Here is a 24,858-nt window from a genome sequence, read left to right on the forward strand (position 1 = left end):
GCGGATTTGATAATGGCGGCAGGTAAATGGGTGTTGACTTATATGTCTAAGCGGGAGACTCAAGTCTGCTCGATCGCATACAAAATACCAAGGGCCAGCAACCCTTGGTATTTTTATACCTTCATGCATTTTTGAAGTTTATGCTTAAAGGTCTGCCTTACTTTGCAAATCGCCGAGCTGCTGCAACGCACATGATAACGGCGATATTCACTGCTACGAGTGCCCAGCCCACTTTCTCGTGCAGAATCACTGAGGCAAGCAGCAGTCCAAAAAAAGGCTGGAGAAGCTGGAGCTGCCCAACCGCTGCAATTCCCCCTTGGGCAAGACCTCGATACCAGAACACGAAGCCAATCAGCATGCTGAATAAGGATACATATGCAAGACTGAGCAGTGCGGGAACGCCGATCGCCGACCATGAGTCCGGCGTAAAAAAGAACGACAATGGCAGCATAAGAGGAAGCGACAGAACGAGTGCCCATGAGATCACCTGCCAATTCCCCAGACGCCGTGAAAGTTTGGCCCCTTCTGCATAACCAAGACCGCATACGACAATAGAAGCCAGCATGTACGCGTCGCCAAGCGGGGATGAACCTCCCCCCTGAATGAGGGCGAAACCTGCTACTAACAAGCTGCCGGCAGCTGAGAAAATCCAGAAGACGGGGCGAGGGCGTTCACCCCCGCGCAGTACGCCGAAGACTGCCGTTGCGAGTGGAAGAAGTCCAATGAAGACAATGGCGTGTGCGGATGTGACATGCTGAAGCGCTAAAGCTGTCAGCAACGGGAAACCAATCACTACGCCGAACGCTACCACTAACAATGAAATGAGATCTCTTTTGGCAGGATGCTGCTGCCGGAAGATGAGAAGGAGACCTCCCGCCAGTACACCAGCTATCGCAGCACGGCAAACTGTGAGAAATAACGGATCGAAGTCTGACACAGCCAAACGGGTCGCAGGCAGCGAGCCGCTGAAAATGAGTACGCCTATAAAACCATTTATCCAGCCATTTGTTGTTTTGTTCATTATAATCACTCCACATATCTTTCTTGTTCATTGTCTGTATTTTCTTAACAAAACCAGCAGCTAAGGATTACAATGACTATAAACTGGAATTGGCCTTTTATAAACAGCCAGTTTTCATAAAAAAATGCATACCAGTTAGGAGAACAACGCGCAAATGGATATCACGCCTTTTTTGAATAGAACTCTGGATATTCCGCTTTATCAGCAGCTTTATCGGTATTTTAAAGAAAATATGCATCGGGGCCGTATTCAAAAAGGAATGAAGCTTCCTTCAAAAAGACTCCTGGCGAATCAGCTTTCCATCAGCCAAACGACTGTAGAACGTGCCTATGAACAGCTCGCTGCTGAAGGTTATATTGTGAGCAAGCCAAGAAGCGGGTGGTTTGCTGATTATCATGATTCTGATTTTGCTTATGATAGAATGCCAAGCACAACACCCATTCAACAAGAAGCAGAAGAAAATAAACAATGGATTGATTTTCATTATGGGAATGTAGATTCTTCTTACTTCCCTTTTTCCGCATGGCGAAAAAGCATGGTCAATAGCTTAGACCAATATGGACACGAGCTTTATCGGCCGGGACATGTTTTAGGAGAGTTTGAGCTGAGAACACTCATTGCAGAGTACCTGTATCAATCTCGGGGGGTTCATTGCGGCCCTGAACAAGTGATTATAGGTGCCGGGAACCCTATTCTGCTGCAAATCTTGTGCCAAGTTTTTGAGCCGAATATTTCTATAGGGTATGAGGATCCTGGTTATCCAAGAGCACGCAAGATTTTTGAAGCCAACCGCATGAATATTGTTCCTATACCAGTCGATGATGAGGGAATCTGTATACAGAAGATCAAAGAACAGCAGCCAAACCTTGTATATGTCACACCTTCCCATCAATTTACGCTGGGAACCATAATGACAATAAACAGAAGAATTCAGCTGCTCAAATGGGCGGCCGAAAATCAATCCTTTATCATAGAGGATGATTATGACGGGGAATTTAGGTACACAGGACAGCCGGTTCCTTCTCTGCAAGGGCTTGATCAGCATAACCGTGTCATTTATATGGGCACTTTTTCTAAGTCTCTTTTGCCCTCGCTGCGTATCAGCTATATGATTCTTCCTTCGCCTCTTTTAAAAAAGGGTCATGAAATCACGTCCTTATATAAGCAGACAGTGTCCTGCCACAGTCAGCTAACCCTAGCTGAATTTATAAAAAATGGAGAGTGGCAAAAACACATCAACAGAATGAGAAAACTTTACCGCAAAAAAAGAGCCATTGTATTAGAGGCAGTGCAAAGGGAATTAGGAGAGCATGTCAGAATCCGCGGAGAAAACTCTGGGCTTCGTATCTTACTTGACGTTTATTTGCCATTTGGTGAAAAAGAGTTAATTGAGAAGGCGAAAAAACATGGAGTAAAAATTTATCCTGTTTCTCTTTCTTATCAACATCATCCTCCTACAAAAACGGTCTCGCTCGGGTTTGCAGGGGTTTCTGAATCCGACATAAGAGAAGGCATAAAAAAACTGAAGGCTGCCTGGAAGATATGAGGGAGCTTTCAGTTTAGCAAAACGGCCAAGTGACGACTAAGTGTTGAGAGCTGTTCAATATTTTTTAAGTATATGATGAGTGCCTGCAGTCCAGGCCACGATACGTCTGTTTAGCGAAAAACAGAATTTTTTATTTGCTCCTCACAGTGCTAAAATAAACAAAATAGACAATTGAAAAAATAGAGGTGTAAGAATGAAGTTAGATGAGTTTACAATTGGCCAGGTCTTCAAAACGAAATCATTAAAAGTATCAAAAGATGATATTATGCGGTTTGCGGGTGAATTTGACCCTCAGTATATGCATGTAGATGAAGAAAAAGCGAGTAAAGGCAGATTTAATGGAATTATCGCTTCCGGCATACAAACACTGGCCATATCTTTTAAACTTTGGATTGAAGAAGGTTTCTATGGAGACGATATTATAGCCGGAACAGAGATGAATCATATGACATTCATAAAACCCGTATATCCGGATGATGAATTGTTTACAATTGTTGAGGTTCTTGATAAGCAGCCAAAGAGAAATGAATTGGGAATACTCACAGTATTGCTATCTACTTATAATCAAAAAGAAGTAAAAGTGTTTGAAGGTGAGTTATCTGTATTGATCAAACGATAACTCAGAAAGCCCGCTTTTCGCGGGCTCGATTGAAGCAGATGGGTGAAAGATGTTAGCGGGTTTCCTTTGAAAAATAAGAGGTTAAAACATCATAAACAATAGGCAAAGAAGTAAATCCCTCATCTTCTAGAAAATGACCTCCGTGCTGAACTTCATATAACGCAGCATCAATTTGTTGTGCCAGATCCTTGCTGAATGAAAAAGGCACAATTTGGTCGTCCTTAGAAGCAATGACAGCACGGTGCTTCGCGGACTCGATGATTTTTTGATGATCAAACGATCCCTGTGTAAATTCATCTAACATCTGTAAAGTGGGCAATGATTTGGCAAAGCCGGAAACAAGTATGATTCCGCCAAGCTGTTTTCGTAATTGAAGATGTTCCAAAAATCTCAAAATGGCGGGGCAACCTAAGCTGTGCGCAACCAAATACGTATTTTCATGTAAAGTGTGCTGATATAAAGAGAGTGTATCCAGCCAATCCTCAAGTCTTGGCTGGAGCGGATTAGGCATGTTTAAAATGTCTGCTTGGACCCCATCTGCGAGCAGACGTTTTTTCAGCCAAGGGAACCAATGATTTGTTGAGGAGGCTCTGTAGCCATGAATGATATAGACTTGTTTTGTCATTATTTCCTCCTAAGAAATATTTTCATTCAGTATAAAATTCCTCTCATTGGGAAACAAGTACGCACTTTTTTGTAAGTAGCTTTACATATGAGGCCCTCCTTGTGCCATTCCCCACTTACACATCTCATCTATGAGGGGATACAAAGATCGCCCTCTGTCAGATAACGAATACTCTACTTTCAGTGGGGTGTGAGAAACCTCAGACCGATGAATAAGGCCGTCAGTTTGCAATTCCTTAAGCTGTGCGCTTAACATTTTATGGGTGATGAAGGGCATAGCCCTTTTCAGCTCGCCGTATCTCATCGTTTTTTCACACCCTAACTCATAGAGAATTCTCATTTTCCATTTGCCCCCTATAAGAGATAAGGTGTATTCAAATGGGGCTTGTTTACTGCGGCACAGGCTATTCATTGTAATCAAACCTCCTTTTTTAAGTATCATATCAGAATAAATTAGGATTTTCGGTGTTGAAGTTTGAGGGCGATTCACGATCTGAAGTGAAAGGGGCCGCTTGCTCAACAGGCGGCACGGTACATGAATGTTCTAAGTCAAAGAGGGTTACCTTACTGTTAGTTACTTTATTTAAAAAAACGCATGTTTTTAGCTGAAAATATCTATTATGGTATATTTAAATATAAAGAAATATTTGAGAAATGAGGAATGGTATGAATACACCCAAAAAACATAAGAAATTTAAAGCGAAAATGATTCTCCAAATCATCATGGTTATCATTGGAGGAATCATAGCGGCATATGGACTAGAAACAGTGCTCATTCCAAACAGTGTATCTGATGGAGGGGTGACGGGTCTTAGCATCGTTGGTTCACAGCTATTCAACTTGCCGCTGGGGATTTTGATTGCTGTGATCAACATTCCATTTGTCTGGTTAGGATATAAGCAAATTGGGAAAAGCTTTGCATTATTATCAATTATCGGAATCGTATCGCTTGCCGCGGGGACAAGCTTTTTCCACCACACACCCGCTATCATAGAAGGAGATACCCTGTTAATTACCGTTGTCGGCGGGATTATCCTTGGATTCGGAATGGGGCTGGCGCTGCGTAATGGCGGCGCATTAGATGGAATTGACATGCTTGCTGTGCTGCTATCCCGAAAACTGCCATTCGGAACGAGCGATCTCATTCTATTCTTAAACCTATTTGTGTTTATTTTTGTTTCCACAGTATTTGGCTTACAAGGGGCATTGCTTTCAGTCATTGCTTACTACATTGCATCCAAAGTGATTCATGTTGTGGAGGAAGGCTTAAGCGGCTCTAAAACCTTTCAAATTATTACAACCCAACCTGAATTAATGGTAGAGACAATACGTGATCAATTAGGCCGAAGCGCCACATATAAAGAAGCTTACGGGGGTTTTTCCCACGAGAAATTTAAAGAAATCACATGTGTCATCAACCGTTTAGAAGAAACCAAACTAAAGGAAATTATTAATGATATTGATAAAACTGCCTTTGTTACCGTGTATGATGTAGCTGAAGTGAAGGGCAGCAATTTTAGAAATCTTAATCATCACTAAAAAATAGAATGACCTTTTTAACCGTAACTGACATGCCGCGGGTAATTTAATCAAAAACACTTTTTTGAGGCTTGTGGGTGAATAACCGGTGAAGGTCTGAATCACAGAAATACCAAGGGCGTCAAAACCCTTGGTATTTTTTCTGGTTATTAGATTTTATCTTCAGCTTTACGTGCTGCTTCGAGCTTATCAATCCTGTCTTTATATTTTTCTCCCCAGTCCTTCATGTGCAGGATAACAGGTTCTAATGTTCTTCCAAACTCAGTTAAAGAGTATTCGACTTTTGGAGGGACCTGTTTATAAACCTCGCGGTGAATCACGCCATCCCGTTCCAATTCTCTTAATTGTAGCGTGAGCATACGCTGGGTAATTTTTGGGTATAGTTTTCGAAACTCATTAAACCTCTTTTTACCGTCAATGAGATGATAAAGAAGAATGCCTTTCCACTTACCTCCGATGATATCTAATGTTGTCTCCACCGGACATCCTTCAAAGTCATCAGAAGAATAATCAATGCCGAGTTTACGATTTCTCAAGCTGTTCACTCCTAATAGTATACTTTTTGATACTATATACATTCAATGTGCGTACTTTTTATATTTTAATATACATCATATAATGATGTCACATCTAAGGAATGAAAGGAATGGATCATATGAAAACACTCGTACTCGTTGTACATCCGAATATAGAATCCTCTCGTATCAATAAAAAGTGGAAAGAAGCCGTTTTAAGTGAACCAGATGTAACTGTCCATGATCTTTATGAAAAATATCGCGATCAACCAATTGATGTGGAATTTGAACAACAGCAGCTCCTGGCCCATGACCGTATCGTTTTTCAGTTTCCATTATACTGGTACAGCAGCCCACCGCTTTTAAAACAGTGGTTTGATGAAGTGTTTACGTTTGGCTGGGCTCATGGTCCCGGCGGAAATAAATTGAAGGGGAAAGAGTGGGTAACTGCCATGTCCATCGGTTCACCTGAACACTCTTATCAAGCCGGCGGATATAACTTGTTTTCGATAAGCGAGCTGACAAAACCGTTCCAAGCATCTGCCCATTTAGTAGGCATGACCTATCTGCCTTCCTTTGCCGAATATCGCGCCAATACAATCAGTGACCAAGAAATTGCCGAAAGTGCGAATCGGTATGTAAAGCATATTACAAATATAGAATTAAACCCGAAGGTTCGCCTGCAAAGGTATTTGAAACAGCTGGAGAGTGTCGATTTAACATAAAGATTGATTTTTGAAAATCCTGTACTCACCAAGCAGGATTTTTTCTTGTTCAGCAGAGGGATTTTAACATATAGCAAAAAAAGAAGAAGCCACCAAAAATAAGCTATTTGCTTGGTCCTGACTGCTTATTTTTGGTGAAATACTTATTTCTCTGTGATGAAATAAAGCAAAGCGATGACCGGAAAAGCGATTCCAATCCATAATGCTGTACTCCATCCGCCTGAGGCATATGCCCATCCTCCAATTGATGACCCTATCGCACCGCCTAGAAAGAAGATCGCCATGAATAATCCGTTTAATCGACTGCGAATTTCAGGCGCCAACGAAAAAATAGCACGTTGACTGAGCACAAGGTTTGCAGATACACCCATATCTAACAGAATAGCAGCGGCCACTAGAACTGTTATACCGACGGGGGAGCTGCTCTGAATCATGAGCGGCAGTAATAAAGAGACAACGACAACACCGAGAGCGATTCCAGTGGCAAGCCTGGTTAAGCCTCGATCAGCCAGGCGGCCGCCTATTGGTGCAGTGACTGCACCCGCAATGCCCACCAATGCGTAGAGTGCTATTGCCTTCTGAGAAAAATGAAAATCAGGACCGGACAATAATAAAGGAACAGTTGTCCAGAACAAGCTGAAAGCTCCAAATACAAACGCATGATAGATGGCACGGCGGCGTAAGACTGGAGTCGTGCGCAGCAGCTTCCACATTGAACCGAGTAAGGCAGTATAGTTTGTATTTGCTGTTGGTTTTCTGGCAGGAAGCACTTTTGATAATACGATGGCCAGGATAACACTTACCACGGCGGACAAAGCGAATATTGCATTCCACCCCCAGATATCAGCGACTAGACTAGATATCGGACGGGAAAGCATAATACCGAGTAATAAGCCGCTCATGACATTGCCAACAACCCGGCCGCGTGCAGCGTCTGATGCAAGGTATGATGCAAATGGAACAAGCACTTGGGCTGCGATTGATCCCAATCCGACGAAAAACGCAGCTGCTAAAAACAGTGTTCCATGCTTCACAAATGCTGTTAGTGTCAAAGCCGCTGCGCTTAGAAGGAGCGATACAACAATAAGTTTTTTGTTTTCGATAATATCTCCTAAAGGGACAAGGAATAGTAAGCCGGCAACGTATCCGATTTGGGTGAGTGTGACAATCAATCCAGCACCGCTTGGAGAAAGTCCAATTGCCTTACTAATTAATCCGACCAAGGGTTGTGCATAGTAAAGATTAGCAACAATGATACCGCATGCAGTTGCGAGAAGAAGGGTTAAACTGGGTGAAATCCTCTGACCTGCTTGTTTGTTTCCATTAGCCATATGAATGAACTCCTTTTTAAGTGGTTTTTTGAGTGTAATCATGACTTCTCACAAGTGATTTTATAAACTGAACGTTCAGTTTCGTCGATTAATAAAAATAATATACTAAACGTTCAGTTTTGTAAATGGATTTCTGTTTTCTTTTTTTATTCAATTTAAGTATACTGAACGTATAGTTTATATTGCGGGAAGGAATGATTTATGTGCAGAGTAAACGAGGGCGGCCGCGTGATGAAGGAACGCATAAGGCGATTCTCTCTGCAGCCTATGACCTATTGCTGGAAAAAGGCTTCGATGCGGTGACAGTCGATAAAATTGCCGAGCGTGCGAAAGTGAGTAAAGCAACGATTTATAAATGGTGGTCTAACAAGGCTGCCGTTATCATGGACAGCTTTCTTTCGACCGCGACGGACAGGCTGCCTGTGCCTGATACAGGGTCGTCAGTACAAGATATAGTAACCCACGCCACGAATTTAGCTAGGTTTTTGACAAGCCGGGAAGGAACCGTTATTAAGGAATTAATAGGTGCAGGGCAGTTGGATGAAAAATTGGCAGAAGAATATCGCACGCGATTTTTCCAGCCTCGCCGCCTCCAAGCGAAAGGCCTTCTAGAAAAGGGAATTCAGAAAGGTGAATTGAGAGAGAATCTTGATATTGAAGTAAGCATAGATCTCATTTACGGACCAATTTTCTATCGTCTGCTTATAACAGGGGATGAGGTGAATGATTCCTATGTGCGTGATTTGGTGATGAATGCGTTTAAGGGAGTTCAAGCTACCTCTGCTACAGAGAGTATGTAGCTGATAAGAACTGCAAAAGCTGCGGATTATATGACAAATTGGTTCCATCGTACAGTGAAATATAAGATTTTTGTTGCTGAGCGGAATCATCGAGGGAAAAGTTCTCTTATCGGATGTCGAAAAAGAAGTCATTCAATCGTGAATACATAACATCATATTATTACATTCCTTTTCATCGATTGGAACAAGGGTTCTATACTTCAATGGAATACCGCAAAGTTGGAGTATTTAAACAACAGGGGAAAATCGATGGCCATTATGTAGGTGTCATGGCAATGGAAAAAATACTTGCAATGTAAACAGGCCTCTAAAGAGACCTGTTTTTTAATATCCAGATGATTGTCTAGTTTCAGCTTGGGCTCTATGACCACTCCCATAACTGAAATAGTCTAATATTTATACCAGAAGGGATTGTTTATATAAATAAAAGTTTATATAATGACGGGGGCGCTAAGGAAACGCGGGGAGCGACTCAGGTTTTCGTTTCAAAGTTTTGATCCTTAAGATATACGGAGCGCTACATATGGAAACGTAAAGGGGAATGTATAATCATTTGGCGTGTATATAACGATTTGCTTATATATTGATTTGGGAAGGAGGAGCTCATATGACGATTGATGTTGCGGCGATGACTCGTTGTTTGAAAACACTTAGTGATCAAACTAGGCTTATCATGATGAGATTATTTCTTGAACAAGAATATTGTGTCTGTCAATTGGTTGATATGTTCGAAATGAGCCAGCCCGCCATAAGCCAGCATTTGCGGAAATTAAAAAACGCAGGTTTTGTGAATGAGGACAGAAGAGGCCAATGGCGTTATTATTCAATAAATGGTTCCTGTCCTGAGTTTGATACATTGCAATTGATCTTACATCAAATTGATCAAGAGGATGAATTGTTAAACCATATCAAACAAAAGAAAACTCAAGCGTGTTGCCAGTAAGGAGGCATTAGATTGACATCAATGATTTTGGCAGTATTCATCTTTTTATTAACTCTAGTATTGGTCATATGGCAGCCGAAAAATTTATCTATAGGGTGGTCAGCCTGTGGAGGCGCAGTTTTAGCTCTAATAGCAGGTGTTGTCAATTTTCATGATGTGTTAACTGTGACAGGGATTGTTTGGAATGCGACCTTGGCTTTTGTGGCCATCATACTGATATCGTTAATTCTTGATAATATCGGTTTCTTTGAATGGGCAGCGCTTCATATGGCTAAGGCTGCAAAAGGATACGGTGTGCGGATGTTCGTTTATGTATCTCTATTAGGAGCTATCGTCGCCGCGTTATTTGCAAATGACGGTGCAGCTCTTATATTGACACCAATCGTATTAGCGATGGTCAGAGCATTACATTTTAATGAAAAATTAGTTTTTCCTTTTATCATTGCCAGCGGATTTATTGCGGATACCACTTCGCTTCCTTTTGTAGTAAGCAATTTGGTCAACATTGTTTCAGCGGACTATTTTCATATTACGTTTATTGATTATGCATCCAGAATGGTTGTCCCGTACCTGTTTTCGCTGCTGGCGAGCATCATTGTACTTTACCTTTTCTTTAGAAAAAGCATACCAAAACGCTATGATCTGACTGAGGTTAAAAAACCTGTTGAAGCAATTAAAGATCAAAACATGTTCAGACTGTCATGGTATATCTTAGGGCTGCTGTTAATTGGATATTTTGCAAGTGAATTTTTTTCTATCCCTGTATCAGTGGTAGCGGGCAGCATTGCAATCATTTTCTTAATCGCTGCGCAAAAGAGTCCGGCCGTCCATACAAAGAAAGTGGTGAAAGAGGCGCCATGGGCTATCGTATTCTTTTCAATTGGCATGTACGTTGTTGTGTATGGTGTCCGAAATGCCGGATTAACGGATGTCCTTTCAGATGTGATTCAAGCCGCAGCTGATCAAGGATTGTTTGCTGGGACAATTGGAATGGGCTTTATTGCGGCGATTCTTTCTTCCATTATGAATAACTTGCCGACTGTTATGATTGACGCATTGGCCATTGCCGGTACAGATACACATGGGATGATGAGAGAAGCGCTTATTTATGCAAATGTGATCGGTTCAGATTTAGGGCCTAAAATAACACCGATTGGTTCCTTAGCGACATTATTATGGCTTCATGTTCTTTCGCACAAAGGTATGAAGATTTCCTGGGGCACGTATTTTAAAACAGGAATTATCCTCACGATACCCACTTTATTGATCACACTTGTCGGCCTGTATATTTGGCTGCTGATAATCCATTCTTGTTTCTAAAAGGACAAGGTCACTATATCAAGGAAAACAATGCACTGGTAACTCTTGCCGCAGCCAAATGGCTGAAGGGTGGGGGAGAAAATACCTTGGGGCTAAGTGGAATGTGTACAGCGCAGGAATCGAAGCTCAAGGATGACATCGAGTGCTGTCAAAGCAATGAAAGAAGCAGGGATTGATATTTCAAATCAAACATCGGAGAAATTTGATGATCCGGCAAAAGCACACGGAACAGAAGAAGTGTTTCCAAAGGGTCCGTGATGAAATTGGTGACCGTTTAAAACAGTTTGCTGTAACTGGGGAATAAAGAATCGATATATTCAGCGTTTTCTTGGGTTATATAATACAATGTGTTGTTCAACAGGTGTCTGCGAGCTGAGTGCAGACACCTGTTTTTGTTTTTATTTGTCTGAGATTCGTAACAGGGAAGTTATTTAGCTGGTGACAGAGGAAAATTGATTTGTGAACAGAATCATGAAGGAGACGGTGTTTTAAAGGAGTTGTCTGTTTTGCAGGAATTAACAAAAAAAAAATACAGTAGCTTAAAAACAATGTTTGATGACAAATATTGTCCCACATTTGTCTATTCAATATTAGACCAAACCATTCCGGGAGCTGTTTATGCAGATGATCAAACCTTTCCTAAATCGTTTTTTATAGGAACTGAATCAGGCATTTATTTTATTGCGGGAGACCAAGGGAATCGGGATTTTCATGATTTCATTGCAGGATATTATGAAGAACAAGTGAAATCATCAAAACGATTTACCTTGTTTTCTTCCAGTGATACATGGGATAGCGTACTGAAACCCATACTGAAAGATGACTTAAACCAAATGAGAAGAGCTGCATTTTCTTATCAACCAAAATCTTTCAAAAAGACTTTGCAACTGCCAAAGGGGCTTGTATTGAAAAGAATTGACGAAGACATCATTTCACATAGCACAGCGTTTAACAGCGCGTATTATGAGGAGTATTGGAATTCTGTCTCACAGTTTGCTTCAAAAGGTTTTGGATTTGCCGTATTACATGGCAATCACGTAGTAAGTGAGTGTACCTCTATATTTTTAGGGCATAATCGAGCGGAAATGGATATCTATACACTTGAAGAATATAGAGGACTGGGGTTAGCTTATTGCGTAGCAAATAGGTTTATAGCGTTTTGTATGGAAAATGGGATTGTTCCTAGCTGGGATTGTGATATTTGCAACAATTCGTCCATTGCATTAGCAGCTAAACTAGGGTTTAAGACGGTAACGGAATACACTATTTACTACTCTGGCTAACCTTAATGAAAGAACCTTAAAAGGAGATACCAACCGATGTTGGTATCTTTTTTGTTTTAGAGTTTTTTTACCCTTTTAGCAGAAAAATGGGTGATGAAAATCTTATTCATTTTATTTACTTTTAGGTAGGTAAAACATACCCCGCCAACTGTAACCACTCCGCCTAGCAGAGAGAGCAGTGTGGGTATCTCGCCGATCCAGAGCCAAGATATGATCAAGGCTAAAGCCGGTGTAACATAAAGTGAAAGGGTTGCTTCTGAAGCACCGACGAATGAAGTGACATATGCTAGTGCGAAGTAAGGAATAACCGTCGGCAATAATCCTAAGTAAACGATAGACAAAGTTGCGCTTATTGAAGCGTTCATCATCTCTTCGCCTAAGCCTGGCAGAAACACAAGCATAGGTATTGTTCCGCCCCAAATGGTGAATGTAACGAATGGAATAAAACCATATTTTTTTATATAGCGGGCTTGAAAAACGAAATAAATACTCTCCGAAAATGCTGCCAGCAGGATGACCAAGATACCGCTCATTGAATATGTAAAGTCTCCCGCCCCAAATGCAATCAATAATACACCCAATAAACTGATCATAGAGCCAAGCCATTTCGTAAATCCAAAATGCTCTTTATAAAACAGGCGGGATAGCATGGCTGAGAAGATCGGTGCCGTAGTAACGAGTAAGCTTGCAACTCCGGCACTAACTGTTTTTTCACCGATGTTCAGCAAAATGTGATAGAATGCAAATCCTAAAAACCCTAAAAGAAAAATGGCAGGAATGTCTTTCAAGTCGGGTAGGCGCATCTGAGTCAAAACAGCAAAAAGCAATAATGCCATAGAGCCGATTAACAAACGAAATAAAGCAAGGTGTTCTGGCGTGTACCCTTCAAGTCCTGCGCGAATTCCCGGAAAAGCAGATGCCCATAAACCAATCATGAGACTATGAGATATCATTATTTGAACTGTTTTCTTTCGCATTCCTCTCACTCCTCTTTACAAAAACCAACCAGTTATTTAATGTGTTTCTATACTAATAAAGATTTGATGATATGGCTTCAACCAGTTCAATAGATTTTGACCCAACCAATTTATTTTAAGGAGACCGATTCTATGAGCTTTCCAGAAGAAAAAAAGATGAAAAAGCTCCCTAAGTACAGACAAATCGTTCATTTTATTAAAGAGAAAATAGGAAATGGAGAGTGGCCGATTGGAAGCAAGATTCCAAGCCAGCGCACGCTTGCAAAAGATTTTCAGGTAAATCGGAGCACAGTGATTACAGCGTTAGAGGAATTGATGGCCGATGGGCTAATAGAAGGCACAATGGGGAAAGGCACAGTTGTTATCAACAACACATGGACACTGATGGCTAAGAATTCTGCTCCCGATTGGGATCAATATGTCACCTCTGGCATTCAGATGCCAAGCCGAAAAATCGTTCAAGAGATAAATCAATCAGAATCAAATACAGACCTTATACAGCTCAGTAAAGGTGAACTTTCAGCTGAGATTTTTCCTTTGGCTGTTATGAAAGAGATGATGGGGAAGGTATCTCAACACATGGAGGCATTCGGATATGAAGAACCAAAAGGTTACTTACCTTTGAGGGAGGCATTAAGCAACTATTTAAAAACCATTGGAATCAACGTCTCATCTTCTTCCATTCTGATTGTCTCAGGAGCGTTGCAAGCCTTGCAGCTGATATCAATGGGGCTGTTACAAAGAGGATCAACCGTTTATCTTGATCAGCCCTCCTACCTTTATTCATTACACGTATTTCAATCAGCTGGTATGAAGCTGACTGGACTTCCTATGGATAATGAAGGACTTTTGCCTGAAAATGTTCATTTAACAAGAGGAGAGCGGGGAAGGGCTATCTTATATACAAATCCATGTTTTCACAATCCGACTGGTATTCTTATGTCTAAAAAGCGACGGGAAGAAATCCTAGCAGTAAGTGAGAATACACAGCTTCCTATTATTGAAGATGACATTTATCGTGAGTTATGGATCGATGAAATTCCGCCATATCCTATTAAAACAATTGATAAAAATGGACACGTACTGTACATAGGAAGTTTATCGAAAACATTAAGCCCAGGTTTGAGGATTGGATGGATCGTCGGACCGGAACCGGTGATTGAACGTTTATCTGACATTAAAATGCAAACAGATTACGGATCCAGTTCGCTATCCCAGAGAGTAGCGGCAGAGTGGTTTACTTCCGGCCACTACCAGCAGCATGTAGAAAAGGTTAGGCAGCAATTAAAGGTGAGAAGAGAATTGGCCTTGAGTGCTTTAGAAACTCATTTGAAAGAAGTGGCGACATGGAATATCCCAAAAGGAGGGTTTTTTGTCTGGATAAAAATATTGCCTTCCATATCAATGAAATTACTTTATACTAAAGCCTTATCAAAAGGGATTCTGATCAATCTCGGCAGTATCTATGCTCAGGAAAAAGGGAATTATATTCGCTTATCATATGCTTATGCATCTCTTGAAGACCTTCAAAAGGGGATTTATGAGTTGGGTTTAATGATTAAAGAATTGGCAAGCAGGTAACTTTTATATCCTTAAATGGATGTTTCACTAAAAAAGAGATCAAGCCTAATGATCGCTTGATCTGATAATAACAAGGGTTACTAGAATAGACCAAATCATGGTTCGGTCTTAAAATAATCATGTCTCTGAACGAAAAGTCTTTCCGACTTCTCTTCCTAAACCAAAGTAGTGTCTGAAATTATAGATAAGCGGGCTCCATTTGGAAGGGTTGATATGGTTTTCGTCCAGAATGATACTTTCCTCGGCATGAAAATGTAGTGCCTGCGTCTCTACAATTGCGAATGACGATTCATATTCTGGAAGCCGAATGTGTTTCACTTCGGCTTCGATTTGGATAGGGCATTCTTTAATTCGTGTTGGTGATACTGTTTTTGATTGTAAAGGCGTTAACCCTGCTGCCTCGTATTTTTCTTTTTTATATGTAAATCCGATCTGCTTCTTTAAAGGCGGTATACTCTTTTTTCCGCTATAAGATGAAATTCTTTCAACGTTTTCCCATAAATCCGGGCCAGGCAAGTTTATGACACACTCTTTGTGTCTTTCCAAATTGTCGATGGCTTTTCCTCCCAGTCCTACTCCAAGGATTATATAATGTCCAAGAGCCCAAGAAGAAGACATAGGACTAATATTAGTGGTTCCATCCTCATTCAATGTGGTTAGAAGAAATGTCGAGGTACCATAATACATGATCTTGGGTTTGATTTCCTTAAATCGACGAGTGTCTTGTTTTTTGATGTCCAACGTTTTTTCCTCCTTGTCACGCTTACATTTATATTGTAAAGGATTAACATTTCAACTATCATCGAAATATGAATGTAAGGAGGAAAATCATGAATCCTAATATTGCAAAAATCTCTTCGTTGCTATCAGATCCCTCGCGTTCTTCCATTCTTCTCAGTCTGATGGATGGAAGGATACACCCTGCGGGAGAGCTTGCATATCTCGCTAACATTAAACCTCAAACTGCAAGTTTTCACCTGAATAAATTGCTTGAAGCAAAGCTGATTAGCGTAGAGAAGCATGGGAGACATCGGTATTACAGATTGGCTGACTCAGATGCTGCAAATGTGATCGAACAATTGCTTCATATTGCGCCTAAAGCAAAAGTCAAATCTTTAAAAGAGTCAAAAGAGAAAAAGGACTTGCATTTCGCCCGGACCTGTTATGATCATTTGGCAGGTTATGTGGGCGTGCAAATGGCACATTCACTAGTTGAGCAGGGGATGTTAAAAAAAGTTGATTTAAACTTTGAGGTGACTTCAGAGGGTGCTTTATTCTTTTCGAAGTTAGGCATCAATGAAGAGCAACAACGGAATAAGAGGAGAGCCTTTGCCCGCTGCTGTTTGGATTGGAGTGAACGGCAGCATCATATTGCAGGAGCATTAGGAAACGCCCTATTGGTGCGCATGTTAGAAGAAGAATGGATCGTTCGTATGCCTAAAACGAGAGCGATTAGGATTACACAAAGCGGGAAAATCGCGTTTGAAAAGCACCTAAACGTGAAGATTTAGGATTTTGAAGCGGAAACATCAGATGATGAGGCACGATATCTAGGAGGAGTAAGATTTGTTCTAATCTTACTCCTTCTTCTTATTTTGAAGCAGCTCGATTCCCCATTGCAATAGAGATGCGGTTCCAACTGTTTATTTGATTAATGATCAGAACAAGGTCAACATATTGTTCCTCATCATAATGTTCCCGCACCCGATGATATAGCTCATCAGGAACCCTTTTAGATGGAATGAGCGTGATGTGTTCAGATAGTTCGAGAGCCGCTTTCTCTTCAGGTGAGTAAAAATCACATTCATTCCAAGCATGTAAACAGTAAATTCGCTGTTCAGTTTCTCCCATTTTGCGGGCATCGGACGTATGCATATCTATGCAGAAGGCACAGCCGTTCATTTGAGAGACTCTGATTTTGATTAGTTCTCTCGTCGTTCGGTTAATTGAGGATTGTTTCGTGTATTTCTCCATATCCATCATGATTTTCATACCTTCAGGTGCAATCTCATAGTAGGACACTCTTTGACTCATAAAGCAAGACTCCTTTCCATAGAATACCTAGATTGTATCCCGGTATTGATCATTTTACCAATGTGCGGTTTGAATGACAGCTGTTTCAGCGTCTTTTGGAAAGAAGCTTCTTTGAATAAAAATAAGGGTAGCCAGCAATGATGAGTGGAGCTGCTAATGCAAGCAGTATCCATGAGCCTGATTGGCTGTCTCTAGTGACTCTAATGAATATATAAGTACCGATCAGAAAATATAATAAAGCACCTAGAAACCAATACATGTTCATTCCTCTTTTTCCTTGCTTTTTGGTTGCGCATTTTTGTCTGTCATATGGCTTAATCGATCAGGGTTCTGATTTTTTAATACCTTTTCGGTCCGGATTCCTTTTCTCTTTAATGATAAAATTGTGAGATCAATCGATTTCAATGATGATCATTCCTTCAATGAATAGTAAGTTCCTTATGATTTTAAAGGTAAATTTGAAAAGATAAAACGTACATAGAGGCAGAACGTTCATGTACGTTTGGGCAATGATCACTTGTTGGAAACTCTAATGTTTCCCTGCACCTGATATTGTTGTGTTCCTTCTCTTCCTATAAAATGATTGGATACATGTATGTTTGCACGTTGAAATATGGGTTCGATTTTCATGAATCTCTATTCGGTGAAACAGGTAAAGGAAGTGGATAAGGTTTGCTTATAAGGAATCCTTTTAAAGATAAATATTACTCACATGATAGGCGGGCATTAAACATGCTTGCACTCAGAGTGCCGGGCCTGGCTTTTATTCTCATGATCTATATAGCCTCTATCGTGCTGCAATTTGTTTCTGGGGGCTGGTCCATTTTATTGCTTTATGCGTTTACCATATTAATCGCCATTTTTGCTTTGCTTCATTGGCACTCATATCGCTGGGTTAAGAAAAGAGTGATTCTGTATTTCGCGGTACAAGGTTTGATCACCTTTGCACTTGCTAATCTCATGACTGGCTTCTTTATACTTGTGATTATCGGCCTTTATGCATTTTTAATTGGACAAATTATAGGAATGGCAGACAGAAGAAGGACTTTTCTCATTCTTTATCTATTGCTGCTGCTGGTCATAAATTCGGCGTATCACCTTCATAAAGGTGAAGTTTTGCATTTTATTGTTATTGCTGCGCCGATCATGATTGTCATCATCACTTATGCCGCAACATTTTTTGCCCAAGTCGATGAAAAAATAAAAGCTCAATTGACTCTTGAAAGGCTGGAGCTGGCTCATCAGCAGGTAGAACAGCTGACGCTGCAGAACGAAAGACAGCGGATGGCCCGAGACTTACACGATACGCTTGCTCAAGGTCTTGTCAGTTTAAATATGCAGCTGGATGCGATTCATGTTCATCTCGCCAAAGGCAACACAGAGAGAGCGAAGGAAATCATACAACAATCGATGAAAAGAGTGAAAAGCACAATAGCTGATGCACGTTCAGCTATTGACGATCTCCGCAGCAAATCAGAAGAAATCGGTGTTTTAAAAGAAAGAATTACCTCGCTAATGGATCATTTTATAGAGTCGACAGGCATGGCTTGTTTATTAGATTACAGATTGCATCAGGTGCTGGATGTGCGTACAGCTGAAAACTGTTATTACATCATTGGAGAATGCATGACGAATGCGGCAAAGCATGCTGAGGCGAAAACAATCTGGATATCCATTTGGGATGATGAAAAGGGAAGGCTCCATTTAACAGTTAAGGATAACGGCAAGGGATTTGATGTTGAAAAAGGAAAGAAAAAGAGAGGACATTATGGGCTTCTTGGCATACAAGAACGCGTCAGGGCAATAAATGGCCAATTCAATATCAAGAGTACAAAATTGAAAGGAACACAAATTGAGATCACTGTACCAATTCAGGGAGAGATGCAAGATGAATAAGGTTTTAATCGTTGATGACCATCTTGTCGTGAGGGAAGGTCTGAAGCTTTTAATTGAAACGAATGATCAATACACCATTATAGGAGAGGCGGAAAATGGAAAAGTAGCAGTCCGTCTTGCAGATGAATTAGAACCGGATATCATTCTGATGGATTTGTATATGCCGGAGATGAGCGGGTTAGAGGCCATTAAACAAATAAAAGAAAAACACGATACCCCCATCATTATTTTGACTACATATAATGAAGATCACTTAATGATCGAAGGGATTGAATTAGGAGCGAAAGGATATCTGTTAAAAGATACGAGTTCAGAAACCCTTTTTCACACAATGGATGCAGCCATCAGAGGAAATGTGCTATTGCAGCCTGATATCCTTAAACGTCTGCAAGAAATCCAATTTGAGCGGATGAAAAAGCAGCGCAATGAGACGCAGCTGACAGAAAAGGAAGTCATTGTTCTAAAAGCAATTGCTAAAGGTCTTAAAAGCAAAGCGATTGCCTTTGATTTGGGCGTCTCTGAGCGAACAGTAAAGTCCAGATTAACGTCCATTTACAATAAATTAGGCGCGAATTCAAGAACTGAGGCAGTAACGATTGCCATGCAAAAAGGTATTCTGACAATAGACAACTAAACTGCATATTTGAAAATTGCCCAAACGTACATGCCCGAATGTACGTTTTTTTCATTTCATTGTCAACTACAATGAGAAAGAATGTGATCAAGCAATGTGTTGAAAGGAGATTATCATGTCAAAAATGTTATATACATTAGGAGGATGGGTTGCTCGCAATCGCATAAAAGCAATATGTGCGTGGATCGTTGTGTTAGTTGCTGCGATAGGCCTTGCAGTGACCTTGAAACCAAGTTTTTCTGAGGATATGTCCATACCTGACACACCTTCGGAAAAAGCGATGGATGTGATTCAAAAAGAATTTCCTCATGGTCCTGATAAAGGGAGCATACGGGTTATTTTCGGTGCTGGTGATGGGGAGAAACTTACTGGGAAGCCAGCAAAAAAAGCAATAGAAGATACGTTCAAAGAAATCAGTAAAGATGATTCTGTTGACTCGATTGCAAGTCCTTTTGTGACAGGGACAATCGCGAAAGATGGCACAGTTGCCTATGCTGATATCCAGTATAAATCATCAGCAGATGATATAAAGGATTACTCTATCAAACACTTAAAAGACAGTTTGAAAATGGCTGATGATGAAGGATTGCAAACTGAGCTAAGCGGAGATGTACCGGGAGCGGAGATGGAGATAGGCGGTGTCTCTGAAATTGTCGGCATTATCTTGGCTTTTGTCGTTTTAGCCATTACATTCGGTTCTTTATTAATAGCAGGTTTGCCGATTTTAACTGCACTGATTGGTTTAGGTGTAAGTATTGGACTGGTTTTGATTGGGACACAAGTATTTGATATTGCTTCTGTCAGTCTTTCATTAGCCGGAATGATTGGCCTTGCTGTTGGTATTGATTATGCTTTATTTATTTTTACGAAACACCGCCAGTTTTTAGGCGAAGGCATACAAAAGAATGAATCAATTGCGAGAGCCGTGGGAACAGCGGGAAGTGCAGTGGTTTTTGCCGGACTTACTGTTATCGTTGCACTTTGCGGATTAACTGTCGTTAACATTCCTTTTATGTCTGCGATGGGGCTGACAGCAGGGCTTAGTGTACTGATGGCTGTTTTGGCTTCCATCACACTTGTGCCTGCGGTCTTATCGATTGCAGGGAAGCGGATGATTCCGAAATCAAACAAGAAAATAGAAAAACAAAGCACTGAAACAAATGTCTGGGGACGCTTTGTCACCAAAAATCCTATCATGCTAAGTGTATGCAGCATTCTGATTTTGATCGTCATTAGTATCCCATCTATGCATTTGGAACTGGGCTTGCCTGATGCTGGGATGAAAGCTAAGGATAATCCGGATCGCCGGGCATATGACTTGCTTGCCGAAGGCTTTGGAGAAGGATTTAATGGCCAATTAACAATCGTAGCGGATGCCACAAATGCTACAGAAAATAAGGCGGAGGCTTTCGCAGATGCAGTGAAAGAAATAAAGGGCTTAGACCATGTAGCAAGTGTCACTCCTGCAATGCCTAATAAAGAAGGGAACTTTGCCATCATTACGGTCGTTCCTGAAACAGGTCCAAATGATGTCACAACGAAAGATTTGGTACATGATGTACGCAGTTTATCAGATAAAAACGGAGTAGATTTGCTTGTTACTGGATCAACTGCAGTGAATATTGACATTTCAGATCGCCTGAATGATGCGATACCGGTGTTTGCTGTACTTATTGTTGGCTTTGCGTTTGTATTGCTGACCATCGTTTTCCGTTCGCTGCTTGTGCCGCTTGTTGCTGTTGCAGGTTTCATGTTGACGATGACAGCCACTCTTGGAATCTGTGTATTTGTCTTGCAAGACGGGAATCTCATCGACTTTTTCAAAATACCTGAAAAAGGGCCGATACTCGCGTTCCTGCCGATTTTATCGATTGGGATTCTGTTCGGGTTAGCCATGGATTATCAAGTATTCCTTGTCAGCAGAATGCGTGAAGAATATGTAAAAACAAACAATCCAGTACAAGCCATTCAGGCTGGATTAAAACACAGTGGTCCTGTTGTTACAGCAGCCGGCTTGATCATGATCTTCGTTTTTGCAGGATTTATCTTTGCAGGCGAAGCTTCTATTAAAGCCAATGGGCTGGCTCTTTCCTTTGGTGTACTCTTTGATGCCTTTATTGTAAGAATGACACTGATTCCAAGTGTCATGAAGCTGATGGGGAATGCAGCCTGGTATTTGCCGAAATGGTTAGACAAGATTATTCCGAATGTGGATATAGAAGGGCATCAACTGACAAAGGAAATACAGCCGGAAATAGATCATGAACAAAAGAAACAAATCAGTGTGTAATAGAAAAAGCAGATCTTTTATGATCTGCTCTTTTGCTTATGGTAGTATTTAGAAGATGAAGTCGGCAGTTAAAAGGAGACGCTTATGGCGCCATCACTCATTTTCGATATGGATGGAACTTTGTTTCATATTGGCAGAAGCTGCATCATACTAGCAGGCATCCCAGGAGAAGTGACATGATTTTTTGACTTTGCATTCACTACTTGATGCCAAGGATCTTGAGAATCCTTCTTGAAAATAAAGGATTTTACAACTGATCATATAAGAAACCTAAAGAAACAAGCACACAAAACCAGCTGCGGGTTTTGTCCAAGAAAAATAGAGTCCATAAGAGGGACTCTATTTTTTGAAGTGCCCGGCTAGAAGCATATTGCAGGACTTTATGAATGCAAATCACTATCTTATAAGCCCTTACCGTGAAATGCCTGTTTCTGCATTGAAAAAACGCATTACACGTTCATTTACGTAAGTGGGTTGTTCCATCGATAAAACATGTCCGGCATTTTTAATGACTTCCGCCTCAATATCTGGAACGAATGAAGAGGCTCGGTGCAGGGCTGAGTGGGGATCATAGATGACTTCATGTTCACCAAGTAATAATAGGATAGGAACTCTTGCTGAACGTAATTCCTCATCGGTAAAAACATACGGAAATCCGTCGGCATTAGGATTTGGATTTCTTGATCCATCCTGCCACATTACCCCTGCCTTAAACTGCTTCACAAAAATCGGGTGCAGCACATTCTGATCATTCATCATCCAATTTAAGAATGTTTCAACTCCATTTGACGCTGTAAGGCCAAGAGCGTATTTGTAGAAATCGTGATGAAATGGCAAAAACGTTTCTGCCGGACTCAGTATAGCTGCGCTTTTTACTCTCTCAGGCATACGTAAAAGGAAATTCATCGTATGGAGACCGCCAAGCGAAAGTCCGATCATGTGGGACTTTTCGATCCCCAGATTGTCAAACACATCAAGAAGCCAATTGGCGTAATCCGTTCTTGTACCGCTTACATTCTCAGGAATACTCTTGTTTTTATCACCTATGATATCAACTGCATAAGTTCTGTATTTACTGCTCCAATCGGCGATGTTGGGATACCACATCGTCGAGCTGAATAATGCTCCGTGGAGTAATACAAGCGGCGGGGCATCCTCTGGGCCGCTTGCAATCACATGTGTTTGACCAAAACGAGTAGATATATAGAATGATTTACAACGGACCGGCCAAAGACTAAGGCTTTCATTATAAGTTTGATAATAGCGGATACCGTTGTCACTTAATTCGGGAATACTAGATGAATGGTTTGACATACAAATGCCCCTCCCAATTTTGTTTAAATGAATGTGCCGTTTCGTGATGGGGAATCTGATTTTGATATAACAGACTTTATTTACAATATAATACAGTTGTTATTAGACGTCAAATCCAAGATGAAAAGGAAAAAAACGATTGAAACAGATTATTGAAAATCAATATAACAGAATATTAACCTCCTTTGTGGAGCCGCTTCATTAAAACCGCAATCCAAATGCATGAATCACAAAAATCACAACAGGAGGGATCAGGAGGGAAGGCAGCAGATTCAGTGTTTTGAACTTCTTGATTCCAAGAATGCTTAGACCTGAACTGAGGATGAGTATGCCTCCCACAATTGTGATTTCATTAATAAGGTCTGTATTGATTGCGCTCTCCATTACTTGTGCAAATAAATAGATGGAGCCCTGCCAGGAAAATAATACAAGTGCGGCAGCCGCTATTCCAAAACCAAAAGTTGAAGCGAGCACAATGGAGGTGATCCCATCTAACATCCCGTTTGTCAGAAGGTATGTATAATCTCCATGCAAAGCGGCTTCAACAGGGCCTAATATTGACAGCGAACCTATACAAAATAATAAGACCGCAGTTGATAAGCCCTCTGCTAAATTGCTTTTAGAAAATTTGTTCACCAGCTTGTTGAATCGTAATTCTAAATTGATGATCTGGCCTAGCAAACCTCCAATGGCTAAACTCACGATGAATAGAATGGGGTATTTACTATCAGGCAAATGCTGTGTAATGGCGTTGATCCCCAGTGCGACCGCAGCGAATCCCATTGCCTGCATCAAAATATCCTGGTATTCATCTTTAATGCCTTTTTTGAATATCCCCCCGATTATGCTTCCTGCAATGATCATCACTGTGTTAAAAATCGTTCCAAACATAAGCTTTCTCCTCCAAAAATCATTCCTGCATAAAAAATAAACCCTCTAGTTAGTAGAGAGTCAAGGGAGATCAAAACATATTCATGAGATTATTTGATGGGCAGCAGGATTTCAGTCACGTAATTATCTAGGTTATTCGTAATGCCATAATCAATGAGTGTGATTTCGATTGAGTCCCCTGCTACCTCATAATGATGTTCTTTCATATATGCCAGTAATTTTTTGTAGTATGGTTCGGCTTCTGGATGTGACCCTTTAAACCTAATTTGCAGATATTCTCTTGAAGGAAAGATGATTTCTGAAGAAGTTTTTTCATTTTCATCTTCAAGAATCATAAATATACTGGAATATTTGTCAAACTGTTTTGCTTTCACATTTGCTGCAGAAATGGATAAACCAATCTTGCCTATGAATATATCTTCGTTTACATTCAGGTGGGTTCTCAATTCAGCTAACGAATGTTCGATATCATGGCCGAGAACATATTCATGCTGCAAATAGGCCACACGCATTGCGGGAAGTTTGATTTTTGAAATTTGATGTAACGGCATGTTAACGGCATCTTCTATATGTGTGATGCGTCGGGAGATCTTTCGTTCAATGCGTTCCAATTCTTTCTTCTTGCGATCAATTTCAACCTGCTGGCTTTTTAGTAAATGAAGAAGAGTGTTTGTATTTTGAGAGTTATAAAAATCAAGAAGCTTATTGATTGGCAGGCCTAGGGCCCTCAAATACTTGATGGTATCCAGCCGCTCAAACTGTTGGGTAGAATAATATCTATAGTTCGTTTGCTCATCTTTATATTCCGGTTTCAAAAGGCCGATTTCATCATAATACCGAAGAGCAGAGATTTTCACATTGAATAACTTTGACACTTCTCCAATCGAAAAAAATTCCTTCATTCTAACAACCTTTCTGTCCTATGATTGATATACACACATTATATAGTACGGCGAGTACTAAAGGTAAAGTTTG

26 protein-coding genes and 1 pseudogene are annotated in these 24,858 nt (G+C 40.7%); 14 read left to right on the forward strand and 13 right to left on the reverse strand.

All coding sequences use genetic code 11. The features are described from left to right. Positions 1-157: 157 nt before the first annotated feature. Positions 158-1,021, reverse strand: coding sequence for a DMT family transporter (locus NST22_RS02860; RefSeq protein WP_003234225.1), 864 nt, complete (start codon positions 1,019-1,021; stop codon positions 158-160). A 154-nt stretch (positions 1,022-1,175) separates the two neighbouring features. Between NST22_RS02860 and NST22_RS02865 the strand changes: the two genes are divergently transcribed. After that, the gene (locus tag NST22_RS02865; RefSeq protein WP_003234223.1) at positions 1,176-2,567 is read left to right on the forward strand and encodes a PLP-dependent aminotransferase family protein; all 1,392 of its coding nucleotides are present in this window, start codon (positions 1,176-1,178) and stop codon (positions 2,565-2,567) included. 193 nt (positions 2,568-2,760) lie between these two features. Continuing rightward, entirely contained in the window at positions 2,761-3,186 is a 426-nt protein-coding gene (locus tag NST22_RS02870) for a MaoC family dehydratase (protein WP_003234221.1), read from the forward strand. A 52-nt stretch (positions 3,187-3,238) separates the two neighbouring features. Here the strand turns inward: NST22_RS02870 and NST22_RS02875 are convergent, their stop codons facing one another. Together NST22_RS02875 and NST22_RS02880 are read right to left on the reverse strand one after the other, a co-directional pair. Continuing rightward, positions 3,239-3,811, reverse strand: a complete 573-nt coding sequence (locus NST22_RS02875) for an alpha/beta hydrolase (protein ID WP_003234219.1) — start codon at positions 3,809-3,811, stop codon at positions 3,239-3,241. A gap of 81 nt (positions 3,812-3,892) precedes the next feature. After that, positions 3,893-4,222 carry a winged helix-turn-helix transcriptional regulator gene (locus NST22_RS02880; RefSeq protein ID WP_003243941.1) on the reverse strand — a complete coding sequence of 110 codons (330 nt, stop codon included), beginning with the start codon at positions 4,220-4,222 and terminating at the stop codon, positions 3,893-3,895. Between the two features lie 254 nt (positions 4,223-4,476). On the opposite strand from NST22_RS02880, the gene NST22_RS02885 reads away from it, so the two are divergent. Then, positions 4,477-5,349, forward strand: coding sequence for a YitT family protein (locus tag NST22_RS02885; protein ID WP_003234217.1), 873 nt, complete (start codon positions 4,477-4,479; stop codon positions 5,347-5,349). 149 nt (positions 5,350-5,498) lie between these two features. Here the strand turns inward: NST22_RS02885 and NST22_RS02890 are convergent, their stop codons facing one another. Next, positions 5,499-5,885 (reverse strand): winged helix-turn-helix transcriptional regulator, encoded by a 387-nt coding sequence (locus NST22_RS02890; protein ID WP_003242640.1) that lies wholly within the window; start codon positions 5,883-5,885, stop codon positions 5,499-5,501. Between the two features lie 110 nt (positions 5,886-5,995). On the opposite strand from NST22_RS02890, the gene NST22_RS02895 reads away from it, so the two are divergent. Further along, complete coding sequence (locus NST22_RS02895) at positions 5,996-6,589, forward strand: NAD(P)H-dependent oxidoreductase (RefSeq protein WP_009966655.1); 594 nt, start codon at positions 5,996-5,998, stop codon at positions 6,587-6,589. Between the two features lie 143 nt (positions 6,590-6,732). Here NST22_RS02895 and NST22_RS02900 read toward each other — a convergent pair whose 3' ends face one another. Then, a complete protein-coding gene (locus NST22_RS02900) occupies positions 6,733-7,920 on the reverse strand; it encodes an MFS transporter (RefSeq protein WP_003244454.1) in 1,188 nt (395 codons plus the stop codon). Positions 7,921-8,123: 203 nt separating this feature from the next. On the opposite strand from NST22_RS02900, the gene NST22_RS02905 reads away from it, so the two are divergent. The 5 genes and pseudogenes from NST22_RS02905 (at position 8,124) to NST22_RS02925 (ending at position 12,266) form a co-directional block, all read left to right on the forward strand. Continuing rightward, positions 8,124-8,720 carry a TetR/AcrR family transcriptional regulator gene (locus NST22_RS02905; RefSeq protein WP_003244147.1) on the forward strand — a complete coding sequence of 199 codons (597 nt, stop codon included), beginning with the start codon at positions 8,124-8,126 and terminating at the stop codon, positions 8,718-8,720. A 607-nt stretch (positions 8,721-9,327) separates the two neighbouring features. Beyond that, positions 9,328-9,663: a metal-responsive transcriptional regulator AseR gene (aseR, locus tag NST22_RS02910; RefSeq protein ID WP_003243257.1), complete on the forward strand. Its 336-nt coding sequence runs from the start codon at positions 9,328-9,330 to the stop codon at positions 9,661-9,663. A gap of 12 nt (positions 9,664-9,675) precedes the next feature. Continuing rightward, positions 9,676-10,983, forward strand: coding sequence for an arsenic transporter (locus tag NST22_RS02915; protein ID WP_003243030.1), 1,308 nt, complete (start codon positions 9,676-9,678; stop codon positions 10,981-10,983). 58 nt (positions 10,984-11,041) lie between these two features. After that, positions 11,042-11,287, forward strand: a pseudogene (locus NST22_RS02920) (hypothetical protein). A gap of 193 nt (positions 11,288-11,480) precedes the next feature. After that, positions 11,481-12,266: a GNAT family N-acetyltransferase gene (locus NST22_RS02925; RefSeq protein ID WP_010886420.1), complete on the forward strand. Its 786-nt coding sequence runs from the start codon at positions 11,481-11,483 to the stop codon at positions 12,264-12,266. A 56-nt stretch (positions 12,267-12,322) separates the two neighbouring features. Here the strand turns inward: NST22_RS02925 and NST22_RS02930 are convergent, their stop codons facing one another. Further along, positions 12,323-13,243, reverse strand: a complete 921-nt coding sequence (locus NST22_RS02930; RefSeq protein ID WP_003244236.1) for an EamA family transporter — start codon at positions 13,241-13,243, stop codon at positions 12,323-12,325. Between the two features lie 132 nt (positions 13,244-13,375). Between NST22_RS02930 and NST22_RS02935 the strand changes: the two genes are divergently transcribed. After that, positions 13,376-14,824, forward strand: coding sequence for a PLP-dependent aminotransferase family protein (locus NST22_RS02935; RefSeq protein WP_003244019.1), 1,449 nt, complete (start codon positions 13,376-13,378; stop codon positions 14,822-14,824). Positions 14,825-14,941: 117 nt separating this feature from the next. Here NST22_RS02935 and NST22_RS02940 read toward each other — a convergent pair whose 3' ends face one another. After that, positions 14,942-15,565, reverse strand: coding sequence for a flavin reductase family protein (locus tag NST22_RS02940; RefSeq protein WP_003243530.1), 624 nt, complete (start codon positions 15,563-15,565; stop codon positions 14,942-14,944). 89 nt (positions 15,566-15,654) lie between these two features. Between NST22_RS02940 and NST22_RS02945 the strand changes: the two genes are divergently transcribed. Continuing rightward, positions 15,655-16,335 (forward strand): winged helix-turn-helix domain-containing protein, encoded by a 681-nt coding sequence (locus NST22_RS02945; RefSeq protein WP_003244115.1) that lies wholly within the window; start codon positions 15,655-15,657, stop codon positions 16,333-16,335. A gap of 79 nt (positions 16,336-16,414) precedes the next feature. On the opposite strand, the gene NST22_RS02950 is transcribed toward NST22_RS02945, so the two are convergent. The 3 genes from NST22_RS02950 to NST22_RS02960 all read right to left on the reverse strand — a co-directional run bounded on the left by NST22_RS02950 (position 16,415) and on the right by NST22_RS02960 (position 17,263). Beyond that, complete coding sequence (locus NST22_RS02950; RefSeq protein ID WP_003242768.1) at positions 16,415-16,858, reverse strand: carboxymuconolactone decarboxylase family protein; 444 nt, start codon at positions 16,856-16,858, stop codon at positions 16,415-16,417. A gap of 85 nt (positions 16,859-16,943) precedes the next feature. Then, on the reverse strand, positions 16,944-17,123 hold the full coding sequence (locus NST22_RS02955) for a hypothetical protein (RefSeq protein ID WP_010886421.1): 180 nt from the start codon (positions 17,121-17,123) through the stop codon (positions 16,944-16,946). Next, complete coding sequence (locus tag NST22_RS02960) at positions 17,120-17,263, reverse strand: hypothetical protein (RefSeq protein WP_003243880.1); 144 nt, start codon at positions 17,261-17,263, stop codon at positions 17,120-17,122. The genes NST22_RS02955 and NST22_RS02960 overlap by 4 nt, the downstream gene beginning before the upstream one ends. Positions 17,264-17,530: 267 nt before the next feature. Here NST22_RS02960 and ydfH point away from each other — a divergent pair, with 267 nt between their 5' ends. From ydfH to NST22_RS02975, 3 genes are all read left to right on the forward strand, one after another. Continuing rightward, a complete protein-coding gene (gene ydfH, locus NST22_RS02965; protein ID WP_010886422.1) occupies positions 17,531-18,754 on the forward strand; it encodes a two-component system sensor histidine kinase YdfH in 1,224 nt (407 codons plus the stop codon). Beyond that, positions 18,747-19,388 carry a two-component system response regulator YdfI gene (gene ydfI / locus NST22_RS02970; RefSeq protein ID WP_003244318.1) on the forward strand — a complete coding sequence of 214 codons (642 nt, stop codon included), beginning with the start codon at positions 18,747-18,749 and terminating at the stop codon, positions 19,386-19,388. The genes ydfH and ydfI overlap by 8 nt, the downstream gene beginning before the upstream one ends. A 115-nt stretch (positions 19,389-19,503) precedes the next feature. Beyond that, positions 19,504-21,678 carry an MMPL family transporter gene (locus NST22_RS02975; protein ID WP_003243548.1) on the forward strand — a complete coding sequence of 725 codons (2,175 nt, stop codon included), beginning with the start codon at positions 19,504-19,506 and terminating at the stop codon, positions 21,676-21,678. Between the two features lie 411 nt (positions 21,679-22,089). Here the strand turns inward: NST22_RS02975 and NST22_RS02980 are convergent, their stop codons facing one another. The 3 genes from NST22_RS02980 to NST22_RS02990 form a co-directional block, all read right to left on the reverse strand. After that, a complete protein-coding gene (locus NST22_RS02980) occupies positions 22,090-22,992 on the reverse strand; it encodes a carboxylesterase (protein WP_003242638.1) in 903 nt (300 codons plus the stop codon). Positions 22,993-23,193: 201 nt separating this feature from the next. Beyond that, positions 23,194-23,883 carry a DUF554 domain-containing protein gene (locus NST22_RS02985; RefSeq protein ID WP_003242513.1) on the reverse strand — a complete coding sequence of 230 codons (690 nt, stop codon included), beginning with the start codon at positions 23,881-23,883 and terminating at the stop codon, positions 23,194-23,196. A gap of 89 nt (positions 23,884-23,972) precedes the next feature. Beyond that, positions 23,973-24,785: a MerR family transcriptional regulator gene (locus NST22_RS02990; protein WP_003244218.1), complete on the reverse strand. Its 813-nt coding sequence runs from the start codon at positions 24,783-24,785 to the stop codon at positions 23,973-23,975. Positions 24,786-24,858 lie beyond the last annotated feature (73 nt).

It is taken from the genome of Bacillus sp. PS237, assembly GCF_037963345.1.
Lineage (GTDB): Bacteria > Bacillota > Bacilli > Bacillales > Bacillaceae > Bacillus > Bacillus subtilis.